Raw genomic sequence first — 17,010 nt, 5'->3', positions numbered from 1 at the left:
CGTAGACCCCGGGATCCATGCCGTCACGTTAAGGCGTTGCAACGGTCCGGAACTCTGTTCTGCTGCGCGCCCCGGCCCAGGTCGCGGCATGGATCCTCGGGTCAAGCCCGAGGATGACGAAGGTAAGGGGGCAGCGTCCGTATTCATAAACCTAATCCACGAAGATCAGCGCCGGCGTTTCCAGCAGCGTCTTGATGCGCTGGATGAAGACGGCCGCGTCCCAGCCGTCGATGACGCGATGGTCGAAGCTTGACGACAGGTTCATCATCTTGCGCGGGATGAACTGGGTGCCGTCCCACACCGGCCGCACCATCATCTTGTTGACGCCGATGATCGCCACCTCGGGATGGTTGATGACGGGCGTCGTCGCGACACCGCCCATGGCGCCGAGCGAGGTGATGGTTATGGTCGAGCCGGACAGCTCGTCGCGTGTCGCCGTGCCGGACTTCGCCGCCTCGGCAAGCCTGGCGACCTCGGCGCCGCACTCCCAGATGTCGCGCGCCTCGGCATGCCTGACCACCGGCACCACCAAACCCGAGGGCGTCTGCGCGGCGATGCCGATATGGATTCCGCCATGCTGATGGATGATACCGCCCTCGTCGTCGAACAGCGAATTGAGCTGGGGCTGGTCCGCTATCGCCTTGACCATCGCCCGCATCAGGAAGGGGAGCAGCGTCAGCTTGGGCCTTTCCGCGCCCGCCTTGGCAGGGCGCTTCTCCTTGTTGAGCGCGGCGCGCAGATCTTCCAGCGCGGTGACGTCGATCTCCTCGACATAGGTGATGTGCGGGATGCGCGATTTGGACAGCGTCATCTTCTCGGCGATCTTTCGCCGAAGCCCAACCACCTTGATGTCCTCGACAGCATCGTTGCGGGCAAGGCCCGATGCCTTGGCCATTTGCGGCCCGCGTGCCAGGAACGCCTCGATGTCCTCATGGCCGATGCGTCCGGCCGGGCCGCTTCCCGCGATCTGCCTGAGATCGATGCCGGCCTCCTTCGCCCGCAGGCGAACGGCCGGCGATGCCAACGGCTTTTCGCCTTCAGGGCGTGGGGCGCCCACCGTCGCAGTACCCCCATCCCTAACCCCTCCCCACAAGGGGGAGGGGGATTCGGTCACAGCCGCTCCAACGTTATCGTTTCTTGGATTCGTGGATGACGGTGGCGCGCGCTTTGCTTCGACCTTGGGAGCCGAGGCGCGTTCCCCTCCCCCTTGTGGGGGTCCGGAGGACGGGCGAGACGCGTGGCTCGTCCCGGCACGGTTAGGGGTGGGGGTAGGTGTCGCCGTGACCTCCGGCGATTTCGCGCCTTCCGCCTTCACATTCCCCTCGCCCGCCACCTTCAGCCGCACGATGGGCGAGCCGATGGCCACCGTGTCGCCGATCTCGGCGCCCAGCCACAGGATTTCGCCATCGACGGGCGACGGAATCTCGACCGTCGCCTTGTCGGTCATGACGGCGGCGAGCATTGTGTCCTCGCGTACGATGTCGCCAACCTTGACATGCCATTCGACCAATTCGGCCTCGGCCACGCCCTCGCCGACATCGGGCAGCTTGATGATGTGTTCGCCCATCTCAGGCCTCCCGCTCTACGCTTCCATTGTTTCTAGGAGGGCACGGCCGACGCGGGCCGGTCCCGGAAAATAGTCCCATTCCTGCGCATGCGGATAGGGCGTGTCCCAGCCGGCGACACGCGCCACCGGCGCCTCGAGATGGTAGAAACAGTTTTCCTGAACCAGTGCCGAAAGCTCCGCGCCAAAGCCGGAGGTCAGCGTCGCCTCATGCACGACGACGCAGCGCCCGGTCTTCTTGACCGATGCGACGACCGTATCGAGGTCGAGCGGCAGCAGGGTCCTGAGATCGATGATCTCGGCATTGATGCCGGTCTCCTCGGCAGCGGCCTGTGCGACATAGACCATGGTGCCGTAGGCGAGCACGGTGACGGCGGAGCCCGCCCGGCGGATCGCGGCCTTGCCGAGCGGCACGGTGTAGTGACCGTCGGCGACCTCGCCGAGCTCATGCTTCGCCCAGGGCGTCACCGGCCGGTCGTGATGGCCGTCGAACGGACCGTTGTAGAGCCGTTTCGGCTCCAGGAAGATCACCGGATCGGGATCCTCGATCGCCGCGATCAGCAGCCCCTTGGCGTCATACGGGTTGGATGGCACCACCGTCTTCAGGCCCGACACATGGGTGAAAAGCGCTTCCGGGCTCTGGCTGTGCGTCTGGCCGCCGAAGATGCCGCCACCGGTCGGCATGCGCACCACGATCGGGCAGGTGAAATCGCCGTTCGAACGGTAGCGCAGCCGCGCTGCTTCCTGGGTCAGCTGATCGTAGGCCGGGTACATGTAGTCGGCAAACTGAATTTCCACGCAAGGTTTCAACCCGTAGGCGGCCATGCCGATGGCCGAGCCGACAATGCCGGATTCGTTGATCGGCGCGTCGAAACAGCGGCTCTTGCCGTATTTGGCCTGCAGGCCCTGCGTGCAGCGGAAGACGCCGCCGAAGAAGCCGACATCCTCGCCGAACACGACGACTTTGTCGTCGCGTCCCATCGACACATCCATGGCGTCGCGGATCGCCTCGATCATGGTCCGTCTCGGCATGACTCAGACTCCCGCCTGCTGGCGCTGGCGCCGGAGATGCGGCGGCATCTCGGCATAGAGGCCTTCGAACATGTCGCGCGTCGATGGCTTGCCGCCGGCATGCAGCGTGCCATGGCTTTCGGCTTCCTTTTGCGCCGCGATCACCGTGTCGAGGATTTCGGCCTCCGCCTGCGCATGCCGCTCATCCGACCAGACACCAAGCTGGATGAGATGGTTCTTCAGCCGCACGATGGGGTCGCCGAGCGGCCAGGCGTCGGATTCGGTCTTTGGCCGGTAGGCCGAGGGATCGTCCGAGCTCGAATGGGCGCCGGCGCGGTAGGTGACATATTCGACGAGCGTCGGCCCGAGATTGCTGCGCGCGCGCTCGGCCGCCCATTTGGCCACCGCATGGACGGCGAGATAATCGTTGCCATCGACGCGCAGCGCCGGAATGCCGAAGCCCAGGCCTCGCGCGGCGAAGGTGCCGGAGCCGCCGCGCGCAATGCCCTGGAAGGTCGAGATCGCCCACTGGTTGTTGACGACGTTGAGGATCACCGGCGCCTTGTAGGTGGAGGCGAACACCAGGGCCGAATGGAAATCCGATTCCGCCGTTGAGCCGTCGCCGATCCAGGCGGCGGCGATCCTGGAATCGTTCGATATCGCCGAGGCCATCGCCCAGCCGACCGCCTGGATGTACTGCGTTGCCAGATTGCCCGAGACCGAGAAGAAACCGTGTTCCTTCGAAGAATACATGATCGGCAGCTGCCGCCCCTTCAGCGGATCGGCCTCGTTGGAATAGATCTGGTTCATCATGGTGACCATCGGATAGCCGTCGGCGATGAGCAGGCCGGCCTGCCGGTAGGTCGGAAAATTCATGTCGCCCGGCGCGAGCGCCTTGCGGAAGGCGCAGCTCACCGCCTCTTCACCAAGATGCTGCATGTAAAAGGAGGTCTTGCCCTGGCGCTGCGCCATCTGCATGCGGGCATCGAAGGTCCTCAGCGTCATCATGTGGCGCAGGCCGGTCAGCAGTTCTTCGTCGGTGAGCAGCCCGGCCCATGGCCCGACGGCTTCGCCGTTGCGGTTCAACACCCGGATGATCGAGAAGGCCATGTCGCGGATGGTGCGCGGATCGACATCGATTTCCGGGCGCGGCACCGAGCCGGCCTTGGGGATGGGCACATTGGAAAAGTCAGGCGTGCCGCCCGGCCGCACTTCAGGCTCCGGAACGTGAAACCGCAACATTCCAGCATCGGCCATGACCTTTGTCCTCCAATGTTGCCTGGCGTCGATATTTGCACATTCGCGCGGCCAGACCAGTGCGAATTCGCCGGGCAAGCCGTTGGCGCGTCGGGCCGGCCATGCCGGCCGATCGAGCCTCCCGCACACCAAGATGAAGATATGTCGGCGAAATTTCTTGTCGATGTTGCGCGGCGGCGCGCAATTTGGCGAATGGTTGCGGGTGGGTTGCCGCAAGAGGAGGTATTCTGGAGGGTCTGGCTCCGACCTCCCCTTTGTGGCGAGTTCGGACCGCAGGTTCGGTGGGGGACCGGCACCAGCCTCGCAAGACTACAAGACTAGTTGAAAACCGCCTCGTAAAGCCGCCCCGCCGCATCGGCCGCGACCGGCACGATGAAGATGTCATGGGCACCACCCTTGCCGGCAAGACTATAGGTCGCCTGCGGCAGCGCCACGTCGCGCGGCCGCCGAAACAGCAGCGAGAATCCGCCGCCGGGGCGCGGGCTGGCAGGGATGGCGCGGACATCGGTCAATTCCAGGGCAATCGACCGCTCGCCGATCGTGGTGGTGAAGGCCGTGCCGACCGCTTGTTCGAAATCCGATTTCGTCATGCCATGCGCCTCGACTGCCTGGAGCGTTCAACGCCCAGTTCCCTGGTTCCCGGAATGTCGCCGCTTCGCCGCAAGCTGTCCATAGCCGCAAGGCGGGCTCGCCGCACAGCGCGGTGCAAACCCCGGCGTAAATCCGCATCATCCGGCCATGCCTGCTTTTGTCGTGGCGAGGAACGCGGTAGAGCCTTTACTTCAATCCTGCGCACGATCTCTTGCCGACCGAAGATCGGCGCAGAAAAACAGATCCCGGCGGGATCGCGTATAAAGCGGGCCGGCGCAACCGGGTCGCGGCAGAAGAGGGGCCGAACGATGGCTGACAGCGGTGCGAGAACGGCAGCGGCGCCGGCGGATGCTTCAATGCCGCTGTTTTATTCGAGGCCCGAGGCGCTCAACCCGGCGCGGCACGGTTTTCTCGGCCTCACCGCGCGCAGCGACTTTTCCTTCGCGCGCTCGGCGCATGCCATCCCGGTGGTGGCGTCGGAAATGCCGGCGGGGATGCGCTCCTATCCGATCGTCTTCATCGGCACCGGCAAGGCGCCGGTGATCATCACCGGCGTGCGCCAGGGCGAGAACCTGTTCGTCGACGCCGACGGCCGGTGGACGGCACCGCACTATATCCCCGCCTATGTGCGCCGCTATCCTTTCATCCTTGCCGAGGACCCGACCGCATCAGGCCGGCTGACGCTGTGCGTCGACCGGGCAAGCGAGCGTGTCGTCGACCAGTCCGTCGCGCCACCGCGCGAAGACAAGGTCGCGCCATTCTTCAACGGCGCCGAGCCGGCCGAGGCAACCAAGCAGGCGCTCGCCTTCTGCAATCAGTTCCAGATCGACTTCAGAGCCACCCGCGAGATGGTCGAGAAGATCGACGCCCACGGCCTGTTTTCGCCGCGCCAGAGTAAGGTGACGCTGGAAGGCGGTGAAGTGCTCAACCTCACCGATTTCCAGGTGATCGACGAGGAGGCCTTCAACAAATTGAGCGACGAGGCCTTTCTCGACCTGAGAAAATCAGGCGCGCTCGTCCTGGTCTATTGTCACCTCGCTTCGACCAACAGCTGGACATCGCTGGTCCACCAGGCGTCGCTGCGCAAGGCGGACAGTGTAAAGGGCGGCTGATCCCCTGCAGGGGGTCTGCCACCTGTGAGGGGCCTGCGAGACTGGATCGCGATCCTAACTCTTTGTTTCGACGCTATTCCGGACGGAAACCGCTTCAAACTTTCCCTGGAATTGCCTGGCTCGGACATTTCCAGTCGACCCGTGGTGGAACATTTTCAGCACTGTCCTGTTGCCTCCTTTTAAAATCCGGGGTCCGGGGTCGTGTCCCTTGAGGTGGTGTAGCTCGGCGGCAGCGAAGCCGCTCGCGAGCGCGCCCTCAACAGCGTCGTAGCGAGCGAGCGGCACAGCGGTGGTCATCGATGTTCTTCCGTTAGGGTCGGGTTGCTGAACACCAACCTGATTCGAAGGAACGATCGATGACCGACGACATGATGAACCTGCGCGCGCTCGTGGAGAAGACCCCCGATGCCGATCTCCTGCGCGACATGATCGGCTTTGCCGCCGAGCGGCTGATGGAGATGGAGGTCGGCGCCGCCACTGGCGCCGGCTATGGCGAGAAGACCCCGCTGCGGACGGCGCAGCGCAACGGCTATCGCGACAGGGATTGGGAGACGCGGGCCGGCACGGTCGAGCTGCGCATCCCCAAGCTCAGGAAGGGCTCCTACTTCCCGAGCTTCCTGGAGCCGCGCCGCATGGCCGAGAAGGCACTCACCGCGGTCATCCAGGAGGCCTACGTGCAGGGCATCTCGACGCGCTCGGTCGACGACCTGGTCAAGGCCATGGGCATGAGCGGTATTTCCAAGAGCCAGGTCAGCCGGCTGTGCGAGGAGATCGACGGCAAGGTGAAGGCCTTCCTCGAGCGGCCGATTGAGGGCGATTGGCCCTACATCTGGATCGATGCCACTACCTGAAGGTGCGCCGCGGCGGCCGCATCGTCTCGGTCGCCGTCATCATCGCCGTCGGCGTCAACGCAGACGGCCGCCGCGAAGTTCTCGGCATGGAGGTCGGCACCTCGGAGGCCGAGCCGATCTGGACGGAGTTCCTGCGCAAGCTGACGCGCCGCGGGCTGCGCGGGGTCAAGCTGGTCGTCTCCGATGCCCATGAGGGTCTGAAGGCCGCCGTGACCAAGGTGCTCTCAGCCACATGGCAGCGCTGCCGGGTCCACTTCATGAGGAACGTGCTGGCGCACGCCGGCAAGAGCGGCCGCCGCGCGTCGTCTCGGCCTTCATCGCCACCGCCTTTGCCCAGGAGACGCCGGAGGCCGCAAGCACGCAATGGCGCGCCGTCGCCGATCAGATCCGGCCGAAGGTGCCCAAGCTCGCCACCATCATGGACGACGCCGAACCTGACGTGCTGGCCTACATGACCTTCCCCAAGGAGCATCGGGCCAAGCTTCACAGCACGAATCCGATCGAGCGTCTCAACGGCGAGATCAAGCGCCGAACCGACGTGGTCGGCATCTTCCCGAACGACAACGCCATCGTCCGCCTCGTCGGCGCGCTGCTGCTCGAGCAGAACGATGAATGGGCGGTGCAGCGGGCCCGATACATGACCCTTGAGACCATCAGCCAGATGAGCGATGATCCCCTCATCAGCCTGCCAGCCGTGGCGCGCTGATCAACCCGGCTTCCTGCCGGAGAGCGCGGCGACCAGCGCCGTCAGCTACACCACCTCCTGAGACGCGATCCTTTCGATACGACGATCTTCGCATGCAACTCTGCGAAAATGTGCGCCATACCCGACGACGCCGAGCTCTGGCTTGACGGGTTCCGCAAGGCTGGAGTGCCCGTATGAACCAGGCGCGGAGCACGGCCCCCCCTTGCATGGGGCCGCAGTCGGTCAGGCGTAAACAGCGAGAAACGCAGGTCCGCTCCCCCAGCGCTCCCCGGCGTGGGCTCGGAGCAATCCAAGACCGAGGCGCGGCGAGGAGTTGGAGGCGGCCACCCTAACCTTTAATAGAGTATGCTGCCGCGCCTGCCCTGTCGCTTAGAAGCTCCTGTTGTTCGATCGGACGGCCCTGTTCAGGTCGGAACCGCTCTCCGTCCGTATTTGGGCAGATGCGCTGGAATTGCATGCGTGGCCATCGTGGGTGGTGGTAGGCGCCCGATACTGGCGGTGCTCTCCGCCACGCGCGCGTGATGACAGATCTGTCGGATGACATGGATAGATAGTCGAGCAGGCCAGGCACTCGAACGGCGGCGCCGTAATAGGACGGCGTATCCGCGCAGCAAGCGGGGAATGAAGCGGAGGGGTTGGCTTGTGGGTCGCGACTTGCGAGCGCCTTGCGACTGGCGAGTCATATGCCGAGGGCTCGGCAGGTCGAGCCGACCACTCGGCATCTTCGGCAGAAGCTGCCCGGTTCGGATCCCTCCTCCGCCTGCTAAGCGCTACCGAACTGAAACGATCTGCTGCCTCGGGTTAGTTCAATCCGTCTCTCGATGTAACTAGCCCGCTCGCAGGAACAAGTAAAAATTGGAAGACTCGCCAGCCACCCTCGCGCCAGGTGCCACAGACGGCAGCTTCCCAATGTCCAAACTCTTCCGAGACGGATTTGCGCCAACGGAAATCTTGAACCTTCCGCCTGTATCAGTGACGGCCTGAAATGACTTTCCCCCAGGAATGACCAGAACCACTCTCTCTTCGGCCAAAGGTTTCCGAGTATGGACATCAAACAGATGTCCGACTGCTGTGAATGAGGGAAGCGATGGCAGGGCGGCCATTGCCCGAACCGCGGTTAGGGCAACCCCACAACTGGTCGCACAATCGGCCAAGTAACCGGATGACGACCCACATCGGCAAACCCCACTCGGCTTGCGGCAACAGCTTTCCAATATATATCCTCCGCTCGACACATCCTCTCCGCTCGAAAAATCAGCTGCCCAGCTAACCGAATACGACAAGGTGGTAATGGCTCCAACACCGAGCGCGGAAATGAAAGACGCAAGAAACTGGCGACGTGAAAAGGCGCCAAGCTCCGGCGGTCTCGTCCTATTTGCGACGAGCGAAGTCTTGATCGCAAAGACCACTACGTGGATAAGCCACACCGTCGTAACAAGAATTGCAACAAGCATTAATACAACAACAAGTGGTCCATATCCCACAATAGCGCTGGCGGTTACCCCGCCCCAAGCGATCAACGTTCCTTGAAGCGCCCTGTGCATACATCTTTGACAGTGCCCGAAATTGTCCCATAAGAGCGAAGCCGCGCGTCGTATTATATTTACCATTGTTCCCTCCAGCCAATTCCATAGATGTTAGATCGTGCCCTTTGGTGTTTCCTACTCCATCGGTTCAATAGCTGATAGCGCGGAAATCGCGGAAGGGTGTGAAAAGCGATTGCCTTCCCTCGCGGCAAAAAACCGATATAGATACATCGCGCGTGTTGTGCAGTTCGGATCGGTAGTAAAACTGTATGCCACACCGTTCGGGATATAGAACCAATCACCCGGACCAAAAACGTTGTTGCGATAATTAATGCTTCCGACAGTAACTATTCGTAAGCTGCCGCCAGGGTCGCCCGGTTCATTTTCGTGGTGGACGTGTGGAGCAACGAACGAATTTGGGGGAAAAGAGATTTCATGGATTCGCACCTCCTTCATATCGACCGGCAATTGCCATTTGCTAATTCCCCGAGAAAAAGGTGTTTCCACACGCAAAAAGGTTCTAGCTTTGCCGGCGCTCGGATCGAAACTTGTTACAACACCATCTAAAAAACCGAGACCTTTTACCTCTTCGGAAGTATACGCCTCCCTAACAACGCCGTATTGATGCAATTCATCGCTGCTATAGATTCGCTTGTCAGGTACAAAAGGAAGAGCACTAACGAGGGCCGCCCTCCTGACCGTTTCCACCTCGACATCACTGAGTTCATACGTCTGATCAATAGGGCTATGTAACATCTCTCTCTCCAGCTAAGTGCTCATGTCTATCGTGAGTTTGCTGCTTGCTATGGTGCGAAAACCCAATGATGCGTAAAAAGGGGCGCATGGGTTATTTCTCAGGAGTGAAAGCCGGACCGACTTTCCGGCCAGTTCTGCATGCCTGACAATATCGGATACAATCTTCGAGCCAATGCCGAGTCGTCTGTACGGAGCGCAGATAAATATGTTCTCTAGGACCGTGGAAGCGCCGGCGTCATCTATCGAAAACCAGCCTATCGCCGAAGCGTCGGACTGCACTATCATTGTTTTGCTAGGGCGCCATATTAGCGAGAATTGTCTTTTCTCTCGCTCAGGGTTCCAACCTTCCGGCAGGTAAGGCGTGATAAGTGGGTGAACACTCTCCGAGAAAAGCTCCCAGGAGAATTCAAAATCGTCATCGCTCGCTGGCTTGAGATACACCGCGCCTGTCGTCCTTGTCGTCAAGGAGCCAAGTCAGAAGTATTTACCATAACATTCCAGAGGTATGGTTGTCGAGGTGGAGTCCAAGATAGTGTCTGCCGGGGGGCTTGCTAACGGGGAATAGGCCGGGGATAAATAACGTTTTGCCACGAGCGCATCTCGCTTGGGATGCAAAGAAACCGTCGCAAGATATTGTCTCGTCAAGCTTTCGTATACCTGGTCTGAGTAGGCAAAACTCCCCAGGCGTTTGATCGGGCCACTTGTGACTACAAAGTGAATAGCGCAGTCAACAGATGATACCGAGCAAAAGCTCCGAGTGGGGCACGCTGCGCCAGAGCTTCACTATATGCGTGGCGTGGGCCAACCTGCGCGCCTCGTGAGCCCACGCTGAAGGCCGACCTTCATTCGTCCTGACATCTTGCAGTGTCGCATGGCGCAGAAACTGCTCCCCCGCGTGGACCGGAAACTACTCTTGTGCCTTGGCGCCTGGGCGCTCGGCGTACCCCGTTCAAAGCATTCCGGTCCGGTCGGTCCGATCGAGTCCGAAAACAGCATCGTCGGGCGCGAGCGTGCCCTCGCGTGCCGGATCCATCGGGGGCGTCCAGATTGGCTCTCCCCTGCTTTTTTGGCCCGGAGAGGTCCCACTCCTCCCACGCTCCCCGCTGACCATCCGCCGCTGCCAGAACCGTTGCAGCAACAAGCCATGCGGCCCGGCACCTAACCTGAGTTGGAGTATGCTGCCTTCGGTGTGCCCGCTTTGAGTTAGGTTCAATCAGGACTCTCTTCGCGTGCAGGGGCAAAATGCCGCAAGGCCGGCCCTGGCAGCACAATCGGTCAGCTAAGAACTGGCCAAACATACTTGAGCCCAAGAGGACTGTCGCGGGAGCTGGCGACCCGATTCACTCTACTGCGGCAATACGATCGACGCGAGTTCCTTGTCGTGACCGAACTGATAGTCGAGGTAGCGCTCTATCAGCTTCTCGCGCCAAGCAAGCAGGACCTCTCGGCGAGGCGGGAAGACGAAAGTTCCTTCCGCAAGGCGCGTCGGAGCCGGTAGGGGGATCATGATCTCCTGCTTGTCGATGGAGAGGATAAGGCCGACATCTCCCTTGGCTGTCAAGCCGAACGGGTATGTACGCCCAAAAAGGGCGTAGAGCGGCTCGAAGCGATCCTCGGCCCCTCCGCGTGCGTACAAGTATGCCTGTGTGTAGCGGTCCACAAACGGCGGCCGGGATGGGTCGGCTTCAAAATCCCAGCGTCCGCGAATGAGGTGGAGAAGCACGTTTGCGGTGTTTTCGGCCAGATAGGGATTGTTCGCGAGAATTCGGGAGTGTTTGTTATCGGCGCGACCCTCTCGGACGTCCTCCGCGATCGCTAGGGCCGTCAGTCCGCCGTGGTTTCGGGTATGGTAGGCGACAGCTAGCGTCATCATATCTGCCAGCTTGCGGGTGATCTCCTCGCCATGGGAGACGCCTGGTATCTTAGCCACCGCTTCAATGTTCTCAGCAAAGCGGTCGGCGTTGTCATCGTAGATGTCGGAAAGCTGACTAACGACGGTCATCCAGTTTGCGATGTCGAGCAGGATGTCTGTATTCAGCGCGGTGGAGATGAGGTCGTGCGCTACGCCATCTGGATTCGTCCCAGGCATACATACCAGCCCCCTAATAACCCTGGTTCCCGGATCGTCGCTGTCACAAGAGAAAGCCACTTTCCAGCCTGCTTCCTGCAGCTCGCCGAGGGCCTTGGCATCAGGCAGCGATGACGCATTGAGATAGAGCAGCGTTGAGTCGGACAGGTGATGGCGGCCCGCGAAATCGAACGCGATCACAGAGGCCGGGTCCACGATGTTCTCGCGGTAGAGCCGGAGGAGATCGTGCCACTTGTTCGCCTCCGCCTTAATCGCGTCGGACAGCGTGTTCGGATCGGGAAGACTGGAAGGATCGAGGGAGCGGTCGGCATCCAGAAAGTTGCCGAACCACCGCGTGGCGGTTGTGGTTGCCATCGCTCGCCTGACCACTTTTATGCAGTCGCTTGCGTTGCGCGACTGGGCCAAGGCGACGTCGCGCAACGCATCGAAGGACGGAAACGCGAGGGTGGACATGTTGACAAAGGGCGGCTGCTTCTCGAGTGGGTTGGGCGCCACCGCGTAGGAATAGGTCGCGTAGCAGGACGACCAATCTCTCCAGATAAGCGCCTTAACGTTGTCGGAGATGCGCCGCTGCTCGACCTGCATTTGGTCAAGGCGGCCGTCTAGCTGTTCATATGCCGTCTGGATCTGCTTCGATACGCCGACCACCGCGTCTAGGATCGTCTGCTGGTTCTTCAAGATGGCGTCGAGCTTCCCGTTGATGATGCCGAACTGCTCCTTGAGATAGGCCATCATTACCTTGAAGCGTTCTGCGTTCGGATCAGGCTTCTTACCGAATATGCCTGTCACAGCCGCGATCGATCCGAGGTAATCGCCAGACATGAACCCTATGTAAGCGTTGACGGCCCCGGAAGCGATGCTAAGGGCTTTGTTGCCGTCCTCGCCGAGGTCGATCCCGAGATTGCTGGTGATAGCCTGGACATCGTTAATTCCCTTCAGGACGTCGCCAGCCTGCGCAATCTGGACCTTAATCCGAGCTTCGGCATCGAAGCGCTCCACCATCGCCGCCTTGACTGCCGAAGGGTCGCAATCGGCGGCATCCGTCGGGCATTTGATCCTCGAATCCATAAGGCCCGACCTAAGCGCCGCCGCTTTCCCTTCCGCGGGCAGGGACGAGAACATGAAATCCGCGATGAGGTCTTGGTTCCTGCCAAGCTTCGTAACTTCTTCCTTGACCGTCGTAACGTCCTTGCTGAGGTTGGCTAGGTTGCCTCCGATCTCCTTTAGCGCCTCATCGTGACGTTTGAGAGTCTCGTCAACGCGTTTGTTGCTCTCCTTCACCTCAGAGACGAATCCACCGAAACGCTTGTCTAGATCTCCGACGGCCCCGACGGCGGCAACGTTGCCGCCCTCTGCAGCGCGGGCCATTACGTCAGCCGCCATGTCGACAAGGCCTGGGTCGCCGGAGGCCGCCGCCCGCTCCTTGATGTCGCGAAGAAAACGGTCGCTTTTAACGAGCGTCGAACGGAGGAGTTCCGGATTGCCCTCCAAGGCATCAAAATCGGATGCTCCTGATTCTGACACGAGGTCGTCCTTGATGGAACCAAGAAGGGCCTTTGCCCTCTCTTCCCCGATCGCTTCCACTTTACGGTGGGTCATGTCGAGTGAAATCGCTGACGCGGCGCCGATGAGCATCAGCGGAACTGTCACGCTCGCCTGCGGACCGGCGTAAAGGAGTAGGCCGCCGATCGTTGCCGCCATCCCAGCCTTGATCCCTCCCGCAGCCGCCGAGACGCCTGCATACCCGTTCCGCAAATCCTGATACCGCTGCAGCGCAGCCTCGATCTTAGCACTTCGCTCCTCGGGTGAAAGCGAGGAGGGAGGGATGGATATCGCCTTATAGTCCATCCAGACTTTGGCACCGGCCACCCCGACGCGCTCGGCCAATGCAGCGGCCTTCGCGGCATCGATCTGTTCCGCGCCAAACGACGGTGGTGAAAAAGCCAGATACATGCTGGCCAACAATGGCAGACAGATTCCGGTCCTCATGGGCATTTCATCTGATTTTCATCTGGAGATCTGGCAGAGTCTGACGTTGCGCTCGCACGGGTCACGGTCGATGGCAGGTTTGCATTCATTGCTGGCCTGAAATGTAACTGCGGTTTGATATGTCACCTTGACCGAGGTGCCCGGATAGACCTCCGTTCCGGCAGCGGGATCGCTGCCGGCTGCCGTGGCGGTGGTCACGTTGATGCCAGTGCAGTCGCGTCGTGCAGACCGCTGCGAGGTGGCAGCTAGATCGGGCGCGGGAGGATCTTCGACGGGCGAGAGCTCTCCGTTCCGAATTGCCGCCATTGCATTGCTCAGGCTCTGGCCGGCGACGTTCGGCACAGCAACGTAGCGGCCGCCTACGACGTCTAGGAAAACCACCTCGGACGACGCGTCTAAACGGTCGCCAGCGTTTGGCGTCTGTCCCGCAACCGTATGGCGCACGAGCCCATCATGACGGCGGTCGGATGACTCGTGCCCGATGCCGAGCCCCTTTAGGACCGCTTCCGCGTCCGTTTCGGGCTTTCCGACTAGATCGGGAACCGGCATTCCGTCGGATACACGGACATAGATTTGGCGGTCGGTCCCGATCTCGGACCCCACTCCCGGCACCTGCAAGAGAATCTTTTCGCGGCGCTCGAGAGAGTCCACTTTCTGGATCACAAGCGAAACGCCGGATTTGTCAGCCGCCGCTTTCGCTTCGTCCATCTGCATTCCCAAAAGCGAGGGAACCGTTTCAGCCGAGGCCATTTCAGACGTGCCGGCTAATGATATGATCAGCAGCGACAAGTAGGCGACCCGCAACATGGGACTCTTCCCCCGAACTTACCACCGTTGCGGCAGTTGCATACAAAAGTGGAATAAGCAACTGGGACTCCGGCCTAGATGCGAATTCTTCTAGGATCTCCCGGTTCAAATGAAGGCCTAAAGAACGTTTATTATTACTGTGGTCACAATCGCTCTATCTTTATACGACGATCAAGTCAGCGCCCATTCGTCATAGCGTCAGCGTCGCCTCGGCGTCCTATCCTAATGCGGTGCTCTCCGGCAACGAGTTAGCGCTTTAAACGCCCATATGATACGACGGTTTTGCAGGCTGCGATCATGAGCTTTGTTGTAGTATGCTGGCTATAACGACATGGCCTAACGCCTCCAGCCTCCAGCTGCAGCGCCGGTCGGGACAGCGGTCCAAAGCCCGGCCTCAACGTTCGGCGAGAAGTCGTCTGGCAAGTTCCAGCGCCTTGCGCAGACCTGCAAGTGAGGTCTTCGTATCAATAGGGTACTCGTCAGGCCATTCGACTCGACGGGCTTTAAAGACCTGGCCCGACAACATTTGATCTAAGATCTGGTTGGCTCCAACGCATCCCTGGTCGTCGGTAGGCACCGGCGAGTTGGCGTCCACCCGCACCATGCCTGTCTTGCCTGGGAAGTCATGGCCAATGATGCAGACCCAGACCGGCGCGCTGGTTTGATGATAGTAGATGACTGGACCACCTACCTTAGATTCGATCTTGCAGTCCTTCTTGTCCGACATTTCATCGGGGCGACAATCGAGCATCCCGAGCGCTGTAAGTATGCTTTCGCCGGCAGATATCGCGCCGCTACTGTCGTTGCTCTGTCGCACGTAGAACCCGTCTTCCCAACCTGCCGTGTCGGCAACGCGGTAGATTGGCGAATGGCTCTGGAACCCAATCGGCGGAGGCGTGGCTGTAAATGGGGTCAATACAAGGCCAATGGCGACGATTCCAATTGCGAACAACGTCTCTCCCCAAGCTCGTGAGCGTAAGCTGGAAAAGATCACTTTCCAGCCCTTGGCCCGCAACTAGGCGGCTATCGCCGTTTGCGAACGGTCAGGCCTGCGGCTGGAGGGCACCTTGCGCTCGCACCGGATAGACGGCAGCACCGGTAAACCGCCTCGACCAGATGCTCTACGCGTTGACACTCGAAGAGTATGAAGAGCGTGCGAAGGTGGACGCGGCCGCCGGGGTCGTCCGTCCGTTCGGCGGACCCGGTCTTCCCGGCTAACAGACCGCCTTAGAATCTGTACGCTATGCCGAACTTCACCGTGTCGAGTGAGGGCCTGAAACTGGCGCCGGCCGTGCCTCCGGGGCCTGGCTCAATTTCATCGAAAATGTAGTGGAGATATTCCGCCTTCAGCGACCACTTGTCAGCCAGTGCATACTCCGCGCCGAGGCCCAACACGCCACCGAATTTCACGCCGGAAAAATCCGATGTCGATGCGGGTACGGAAGTTGGAAAAAAGACCGGACCTGAATAGGAAGTGGCCTGAAAATGTCCTGCCGCCAGGCCGCCAGTCGCGTAGGCCAGCAGACGGTCGGTCGCCGCATAGCCGGCGCGCAGCCGCGCCGTCGCCACCCAGTCGACGTCGTATGTATACGCTTCACCCTTGCCGCCGGTGAAGGCCGCGCTGTCGCCAAATTCAGTGTCGCCGAGACCGACAAAGTCGAAATCACCGACCACGCCGTAGACGAGGTTGCCGAACTGCCAATCATGACCGGCGTAAAGGCCGCCGAGAAAACCGTCCTTGTGGTAGGTGTCTTGGAACCTGGTGAAATCGGCGTCGAACCGGACAGAGGATCCTGCATATCCTCCTTCGACACCGACATATGAACCCGACCAATTGTACCGCGCGTCCTGAGCGTTCGCTTCGGCGCACAGGCCCATCACGGCAACTGATGCCAAGAGTATGTTTTTCATAGATTCCCCAATCACCCTTGGGGCCTATCTAAATGTGCGGCAATTGGCCGGCAGGAGCAAATTTGCACCGCTGTTCGCGAAATCCGACGCGCCGAAGAGTGCCTATTTCGCCTGCGCCGTGAGTATCTTGAGCGCGAAGGCCGAGAAGACGCCTGCGAACAGATAGTCGACCACGCGCGTGACGCGCGGGCTGGCCTTCATCGCCGCCGAGAACCTTTCCGCCGCCAGCACCATCGGCGCCGTCACAGGGATCGACAGCACGATGAACATGGTGCCGAGGAAGAACAGCTTTCCCGGCGCGTTCGGGTCATGTGCGGAGACGAACTGCGGCAGGAAGGTCATGAAGAACAGGATGATCTTCGGGTTGAGCAGGTTGACGCCGAGCCCCGCCGCCCAACTGCGCAGCAGCGAGATTTGCGGCCCCGTCTTCTTTTCCGGCGAAAAGGCCGAGCCCTTGGCGATCGCCTGCCAGGCGAGGAAGACGAGATAGCCAGCGCCGAATATCTTCAGCGCGAAGAACGCCATCGGCGAGGCGACGATCAGCGCCGAGACGCCGACCACCACCAGCGTGGTGTGAATCAGCGTGCCGCACAGCGCGCCCGTCATCGAGGCGAAGCCGGTGGCGCGCCCCTGGCTCAGCGTGCGCGACACGAACAAGGTCATGTCCGGCCCGGGCGTGATCGCCAGGATGACCGTGGCGATGGCGAACTGGATCAGCGTGGTGGTGTCGGGAATGAAGGACATGCAAGGCCCCAGAACAATTCCGGCGAACAGCTTTCCGGGCGGAATTGCGTCAGACAAGGAGAGGGAGACAGAGCGGCTCGCCGTTCGTGAACGATG

General features: G+C 60.9%; 12 protein-coding genes and 1 pseudogene. 2 read left to right on the top strand and 11 right to left on the bottom strand.

Features of this window, described 5'->3' with window-relative positions:
• Window positions 1-151: 151 nt before the first annotated feature.
• The 4 genes from FJW03_RS23925 to FJW03_RS23910 form a co-directional block, all read right to left on the bottom strand.
• Window positions 152-1,567, bottom strand: coding sequence for a dihydrolipoamide acetyltransferase family protein (locus tag FJW03_RS23925; RefSeq protein ID WP_140766791.1), 1,416 nt, complete (start codon window positions 1,565-1,567; stop codon window positions 152-154).
• A 15-nt stretch (window positions 1,568-1,582) separates the two neighbouring features.
• Entirely contained in the window at window positions 1,583-2,596 is a 1,014-nt protein-coding gene (locus FJW03_RS23920) for an alpha-ketoacid dehydrogenase subunit beta (protein WP_140766792.1), read from the bottom strand.
• Between the two features lie 3 nt (window positions 2,597-2,599).
• A complete protein-coding gene (locus FJW03_RS23915; protein ID WP_140766793.1) occupies window positions 2,600-3,832 on the bottom strand; it encodes a 3-methyl-2-oxobutanoate dehydrogenase (2-methylpropanoyl-transferring) subunit alpha in 1,233 nt (410 codons plus the stop codon).
• Window positions 3,833-4,149: 317 nt separating this feature from the next.
• Entirely contained in the window at window positions 4,150-4,422 is a 273-nt protein-coding gene (locus FJW03_RS23910; RefSeq protein ID WP_140766794.1) for a DUF6916 family protein, read from the bottom strand.
• A 309-nt stretch (window positions 4,423-4,731) separates the two neighbouring features.
• Between FJW03_RS23910 and FJW03_RS23905 the strand changes: the two genes are divergently transcribed.
• The gene (locus FJW03_RS23905) at window positions 4,732-5,535 is read left to right on the top strand and encodes a SapC family protein (RefSeq protein ID WP_140766795.1); all 804 of its coding nucleotides are present in this window, start codon (window positions 4,732-4,734) and stop codon (window positions 5,533-5,535) included.
• A 356-nt stretch (window positions 5,536-5,891) separates the two neighbouring features.
• A pseudogene (locus FJW03_RS23900) lies at window positions 5,892-7,092 on the top strand (IS256 family transposase).
• A 1,661-nt stretch (window positions 7,093-8,753) separates the two neighbouring features.
• Here FJW03_RS23900 and FJW03_RS23895 read toward each other — a convergent pair.
• From FJW03_RS23895 to FJW03_RS23865, 7 genes are all read right to left on the bottom strand, one after another.
• Window positions 8,754-9,374, bottom strand: coding sequence for a cupin domain-containing protein (locus FJW03_RS23895; protein WP_140767128.1), 621 nt, complete (start codon window positions 9,372-9,374; stop codon window positions 8,754-8,756).
• 12 nt (window positions 9,375-9,386) lie between these two features.
• Window positions 9,387-9,815: a GNAT family N-acetyltransferase gene (locus FJW03_RS30430; RefSeq protein ID WP_181173370.1), complete on the bottom strand. Its 429-nt coding sequence runs from the start codon at window positions 9,813-9,815 to the stop codon at window positions 9,387-9,389.
• Window positions 9,816-10,719: 904 nt separating this feature from the next.
• Window positions 10,720-13,452: a hypothetical protein gene (locus FJW03_RS23885; protein ID WP_140767126.1), complete on the bottom strand. Its 2,733-nt coding sequence runs from the start codon at window positions 13,450-13,452 to the stop codon at window positions 10,720-10,722.
• Window positions 13,453-13,470: 18 nt separating this feature from the next.
• Window positions 13,471-14,259, bottom strand: coding sequence for a PASTA domain-containing protein (locus FJW03_RS23880; RefSeq protein ID WP_140767125.1), 789 nt, complete (start codon window positions 14,257-14,259; stop codon window positions 13,471-13,473).
• A gap of 394 nt (window positions 14,260-14,653) precedes the next feature.
• Window positions 14,654-15,211 carry a hypothetical protein gene (locus tag FJW03_RS23875; protein ID WP_140767124.1) on the bottom strand — a complete coding sequence of 186 codons (558 nt, stop codon included), beginning with the start codon at window positions 15,209-15,211 and terminating at the stop codon, window positions 14,654-14,656.
• 275 nt (window positions 15,212-15,486) lie between these two features.
• On the bottom strand, window positions 15,487-16,137 hold the full coding sequence (locus FJW03_RS23870; RefSeq protein WP_226890449.1) for an outer membrane protein: 651 nt from the start codon (window positions 16,135-16,137) through the stop codon (window positions 15,487-15,489).
• A 135-nt stretch (window positions 16,138-16,272) separates the two neighbouring features.
• Entirely contained in the window at window positions 16,273-16,914 is a 642-nt protein-coding gene (locus tag FJW03_RS23865) for a LysE family translocator (protein ID WP_140767122.1), read from the bottom strand.
• Window positions 16,915-17,010: the final 96 nt, after the last annotated feature.

Source organism: Mesorhizobium sp. B4-1-4 (assembly GCF_006439395.2).
Classification (GTDB): domain Bacteria; phylum Pseudomonadota; class Alphaproteobacteria; order Rhizobiales; family Rhizobiaceae; genus Mesorhizobium.
This window is presented reverse-complemented; position numbering and strand designations above follow the sequence as displayed.